1 protein-coding gene and 1 pseudogene are annotated in these 6,077 nt (G+C 49.7%); both read right to left on the bottom strand.

What is annotated here, in order from left to right; all coding sequences use genetic code 11:
• Positions 1 to 3,077, bottom strand: a 3,077-nt coding sequence (locus LBK75_10860; protein ID MDR1158780.1) for a DUF6531 domain-containing protein, incomplete at its 3' end; no start/stop codon positions are given.
• A 54-nt stretch (positions 3,078 to 3,131) separates the two neighbouring features.
• Positions 3,132 to 5,761: pseudogene (locus tag LBK75_10855) on the bottom strand (S8 family serine peptidase).
• Positions 5,762 to 6,077: the final 316 nt, after the last annotated feature.

Raw genomic sequence — 6,077 nt, 5'->3', positions numbered from 1 at the left:
TAAGTGTCATAGGTGTACTCTGTCTTCTGTTTGCGCACATTGTTCTCATATGCTTCGTGGATTTTGATGTCCTTTTTATCAGCTGTCAAGGTGTACTGCTCTTTGATCGTCGTATTCGCGTCACGCTTGTATGTCTTTGTCAGCGGCATATTATAGTTTCCAGTCGAAATATCATATGTATAATCCGTGACATGTCCGACAGGGTCTGTATATTTCGTGACATTGCCTGTCCAATCATATTCATATAGATGGCTTTTCTCTACGTAATCACCTCCGCCGGCATAGTTGTATGTCCGCTCAACTATGGAGATCGGCTTCTCCGTCCAGCCATATGTGTAATCTCTCTCTTGTATCCGTGTGTCAGGATTTATAATAGAATTATTTGACAAATCTACATGTATATATGGCGCTTCATCTGTGAGCGCCGTATATACCCTTTCTCGCCGCATCCGATTGCTGGTGTCAAATTCGTATCGTGTTTTGCCGTAATAAACCATAAAGCTACCTTGACGCGTCTCCCCTTCCGGGACACACCACCAGTAGTAATAATCTTTCGCCGTGGTGGAATACTTTGTGGCATTCCCGTTAATCCACAAATATGTGTGACCGTAAGCCGTCGGATCACTTTCGTAGGAATATTCTGTCATATTGGTTCTCTTTTCTCCCACCTTGTTTCTAAAAATATAACGCGTTTTCAACCTTCTATATCCCTGATGACCAATTCCATTAGAAATGTGCCTTAAAGAGCTGCCCCATTGGGTGAATTGCAAGGACCATCTTCCGTCTTCTTCTTCTTCAACATTCGTTGTGTAAAAAACTGTCGTCAAATATCTCCGCCCTATCTTCCCTATAAGTCCATCTTCTTCCAGTGGGCGAGGAGAAAATACATTAAATTCTTCCTCACGTATAATTGATCTATATTCTGTCGCACGATCATTTTCATCTTTGACTTCTGTAAGATATTTGTATGTTCTTCCATTGCTGTTATCCGTCGCCAATGTAAATTCTTTTGTTGTGCCATCTGGCGCCGTTAAAATTCTTTTGCTTGAGTTGTTTTGAAAATCGTCGAGTGTCACAACACGCCCCAATGTATCTGTAATCGTCATCTTCTTCGCTCGACTAAGGCTATCGTACTCGCTGGATGTGTATTCATAGATAAAATTGATGCTGTTGTTGTACCTATCTTTAATCTGTGTGATAAAACCGTCCTTATTCATCGTCTCTGTCTTGCCATCTGCATATCTCACTGTATACGTCTGATTGGCGCCGCCTTGGTTCTGTGTCGTTAATATAATATTCTCGCCGAGATATCCTTCAATTTCGCCTGTATCTCCGTTCTCGAAGTTGACTCTAAATTTCCGCCCGTCCGCAAGATTCAACATAAAGTGGGTCTCATTCTCAATAAGGTCAGTGTCATATGTCGTATCAAAATATTTGTCAATGGAGGTAAAAGCATAACTCCATCCTATACCCAATCCGTACCTGTTTTGGGAGTATGCATTTGCCAAAGTGCTTGTACCACTATAGGCTGCGGTACTTAGCGTGTTTTCATTGACAATGATCTCAGGCTGCGCTAAAATACCAATTAATTCTCCAGTCACAGTATCAGTTGATGTGAATACTGCCGGTTCAATATACTGCTCAATACACTGCATCATGTAGTCTTTGTCTTTTATCCTGAACTGAATGTTCATGTTTCTCATACTGAAGGTGTCCCAAAAATACCATCTTCCATCACTTAGATCCATATAATAGTCATATTGGCCAGCATAGCTTACCATGGCTGATTCGTGTAATAGCACATCATGTGCAACTCCATCTCCCCATGTATATCTATTATATTGATTCGGAGAGATCCGATTGCTCTCATAACATTCCAAATCATTCGTGCCTGCGCTTTGCAGATAATATACGTACCGGAGTGTGTACACAATCGCATTTGGATTGCTTACAAATCCCCAAGGAATTTCTATATTAGCGTCAGAAGAATCATATCTGCGCGTCAATACTAAGTCCAATCCATTCTTCCCAGGTAACACCAGATCCGTCTCTTCATACATATAGTCGCCTGTATTCAAATTGACACTCTCATACTCTGTCTTTTGATATGTAAACGGTGCTGATATTACATCTTCCTCTTCTCCTGTGCCCGACATAGCGCTATATGATACTGATGCCGTCATGGATGCCGAGCTCAGCTGATTTTGCGTCAGGCTTGTACTTTCTCCTGTCTCCTCATCTGAAGGGCACAGTTCCAGCATCGCATCCTTTAGCAATTCTTCAAATTCTTCTATGTCTATCGCTGTTTCATCCAGATATTCCTGCAAAACTTCCGGGTCTATCCCATAAAATTCGGACAGTGCCACGATATGTTCGTCCACTACCGACTCAGAGTCCTGCAGATCCTCCGACTCAAACCATAGCATCTCTTCGCTTAAGAGTGATTCTTCCTGCTCGCTGAGCAGTGAGCGTCTGACGGGCGCTGCTTGCATACCTGACGACGATGCGGACGCTGTCTCGGCGTCCATTTGCATGACTTGGGCCGCTGCGTACGAATACATTGCCTTCACATATTCATGCCCTTCCAGTACCATGGCACGCACATGATCGATCATCTCTTGCGACAACTCTTTGTCTGCGATGAATTCTCCAAATCGGCGAAGTTCTACCGCCAACAAATTGACATCACCAAACATGTCTGCCGCATAAACCACTTCTTCCATGCTCAGGTCATAGGTGTTCATAACACGGGCATATTGTGCGGATGTCGAGATGGAGAATCCCAATTCTTCCAGTTCTTCCATCTCAGGCACTGTAATCCCATATAGTGTAAGAATCTTGTCCTTTTCCGCATCGGACAGCATCGAATACCTGTCACACTCTCTGGTCAAGGGCGCAATGGATCCAAGCTCTTCTTTGACCGCCTCGTACTCTTCCGCACTCCTAACCGTGTAGCCGGTAAACTCTTGCGCTGTCTCACTGTCAGCGCTAACAAGAACGACAACCCCGCGCGGCGCCAGAGAAACACAAAGAACTACGCTCAGCAGACACGCGACGAATCGATAAAACTTCTTCATATTATTTCCCCCAGTATATTGTCTTTTGGATTGTTTATGAACTCAATACGTGTTTTATGCAACCTGCAGACTGTTGCTGCCAGTTGACAGAGCCCTGAACTTCAACACCGTCAATACACCCGACCACTTGTACCCACTGGAGATCGTCTTTTGCACTGTGAAAGTGAGGACGCCGTTGCTGTGCGACACAATGGTGAGGCCTGTGCCTGTCACCGCGCCCGGCGCTGTCTTGCCCTGTTTTGTCTGTGCGGCAAAGTCCTGCAGTTCCAGTTTGGAGGCATCATAGGTGACCGTATAGGTTGTCCCGCTGAATGAGCTTACGTTGTTCCCTTTGACTGAAACGTGGTAGATTTTATTGGCCGTTGCCTGTAACGTCATGCTGACCGCCGAGGATGTCAATGTCAACGTCAATGTCGCTGTACCCGTCACGCTCCCACAGGTCCCTTGGATTGTCACTGTGCCGGCTGTCGCTGTGGACGACACTGTCACCACACCGCTGCTTCCGTTGACGCTCACGCCTGTCTTCGACGTCGGCAGCGAATATGTCACTGTTTGCCCGGTAAGCACATTGTTGTTCGCGTCCCGCACTGTCGCCGCGGCCGTGGATGTGACTGTTCCGCTTGTCGGGATTGTCACGCTGCTCGGCGTAAGCGTCACGGTGAGACTCGACGGTACAGTTGTCGTCAGCGTCAATGTGGCCGTGCCCGTCACACTCCCGCAGGTCCCTTGGACCGTCACCGTGCCGGCTGTCGCCGTGGATGATACCGTCACCACACCGCTGCTTCCGTTGACGCTCACGCCTGTTTTTGAGGTTGTCAGCGAGTATGTCACCGTTTGCCCGATAAGCACATTGTTGTTCACGTCCCACACTGTGGCCGTCGCCGTAGATGTGGCCGTCCCGCTTGTCGGGATTGTCACAGTGCTTGGGGTAAGCGTCACGGTGAGACTCGACGGCACAGCTGTCGTCAGCGTCAATGTGGCTGTGCCCGTTATGCTCCCACAGGTTCCCTTGACCGTCACTGTCCCGGCTGTCGCTGTAGATGATACCGTCACGATGCCGGTGCTGCTGTTGATGCTTACACCGGTCTTGGCGGTAACCAAGGAATAGGTGACTGTCTGCCCTGTGAGCACACTGTTGTTCGCATCTCGCACCGTGGCGGTTGCCGTAGCGGTCGACGATCCGGAAGATGGTATCGTCAGTGTGCCCGGTGTTATCGTCGCTGTCAGCGTGGCTGGCGCGCCGGATGACGATGTCAAATTGAACGCCGCCGTATTGGTAGCCTCTCCACAAGTGGCCCGTACCGTGACGGTTCCTGCGGACGCCGACGGAGATATTGTCACGACACCTGTACTGCTGTTGATGCTCACCCCGGTGTAACTGCTCACCAGTGCATACGAGACGCTTTGTCCCGTGAGCACCGCGTTGCTGGAATTCCGCACCGTCGCCACAGCCGTCGTTGTGACAGAGCCGGATTGTGGAATCGTCAGATTGTCGGAGGAAAGAGAGACCGTCAGATTGGCGGGCACTGTAGAAGACTGCGGGGCGCTGTATCCCTTGATAGAACCGCAGGCCGCCCATACCACAAGATTGCTTGGAAAACTCGTCGCGGTAAAATGCATCAAAATCTGACCCGTGCTCGCATCCACGACAACACTTCCATCTCCGTTTTGGACACCGAAGGTAAGAGACTGCCCTGTCAACACATTGTTATTTGCATCGTACACCGTAACGCTAATATAACCGATCAACAGATATTGATATACGCTTGACTCTTGGGGAGGATACACCGGAGTGGCACTTACCACAATATTGGTGGGTTGATTTGTCTCTCCCGAATACAGGGAGAACTGTTCGCCGGTATCTTCTTGATAACCGGCTTCATCGGTGTCCTCTTCCGGCTCCAGATCAAGAACGCCACCCAGATTTTCTCCCTCCAACGCGCAGGCCAAATTGAGCCGCCTGCCTTCAGATATATAATCCTGAAGATTGCTCAGCTGATCCGCCGTATCCAGCAATCGTAAGCGCAGAGACGCCAGATCGAAATCCGGGTCCTCTCCTTGCACCAGCGACAGCACCGCTGCCGCCGCGCCCGTCACGATACCGGCCGACATAGACGTGCCTGTCATCGGTCCTCTTCCGTTTTCAGGTATTGTGGACATGACACTTCGCCCCGGCGCGGTGATGTCCACAATGCCGGCCCCGTAGTTGGAAAAATAGCTGAGACCCCCGTCATTGTTGACTGAGGCGACGCCGATCACGTTGGGCAGATCGTAAGCCGCCGGGTACGACGGCGTCTCCGCCATGTCATGCCGGCTGTTGCCGGCCGCGCAGACAAACAGCATATTGCTGTCTCGAATCGTTTCAAACAGCGCCGGATTGTCAGACGTGCTCCCAAAACTGCAGTTCACAATAGATGCGCCCTGTTCCTCCGCATGGGCGATAGCGGCGAGTATGTCACTGGTGTATGCCACTGCGTTCCTGAATGCCTGAATGGGCAAAATCTTTACATTCGCATCCGTCTCTCTCGCCGTATCGGAATGAGTCCGGCAACATGTACGCCATGTGTGTATGCCGCCGGCAGATCAACGCCGTATATGAGATTCGTACCGTCCGTCGCGTTATAGCCCTCCACCAGAAAGTCCGCCAAGTCCTCGTGCGCTGTGTCTACGCCTGTGTCAATCATGGCCACCAAGACGGGCGCCGCCTGTTCGGAGCCCTCGGTCTGTTCAATTGACTCGAACGATGTTGTTCCTCCTCCAAACACAACTTCCGTTTCCTCTGTCAAAGTCGTCCCTGAGTCCGATGTCGTCTCCAATTCCAATGACAAGTCCTTCAGAGAAAGACAAAAGTCGGGTTGAATATATCTTATATGAGAGCCGACCCCCATATCTTCTAGTTGTTGAGACAACTCTGACGGAAGCAGCGGTTCCTGCAGCGTGAGTACCTCCAGCCGTTCCATGTCCACTGTCGCCAAGTCAGTGCGGGACGGCGTACCGCCC

It is taken from the genome of Oscillospiraceae bacterium (assembly GCA_031265355.1).
GTDB lineage: Bacteria > Bacillota > Clostridia > Oscillospirales > UBA929 > JAIRTA01.
The sequence above is the reverse complement of the archived record's forward strand: the minus strand, read 5'-3'. Positions and strand labels throughout refer to the sequence as shown.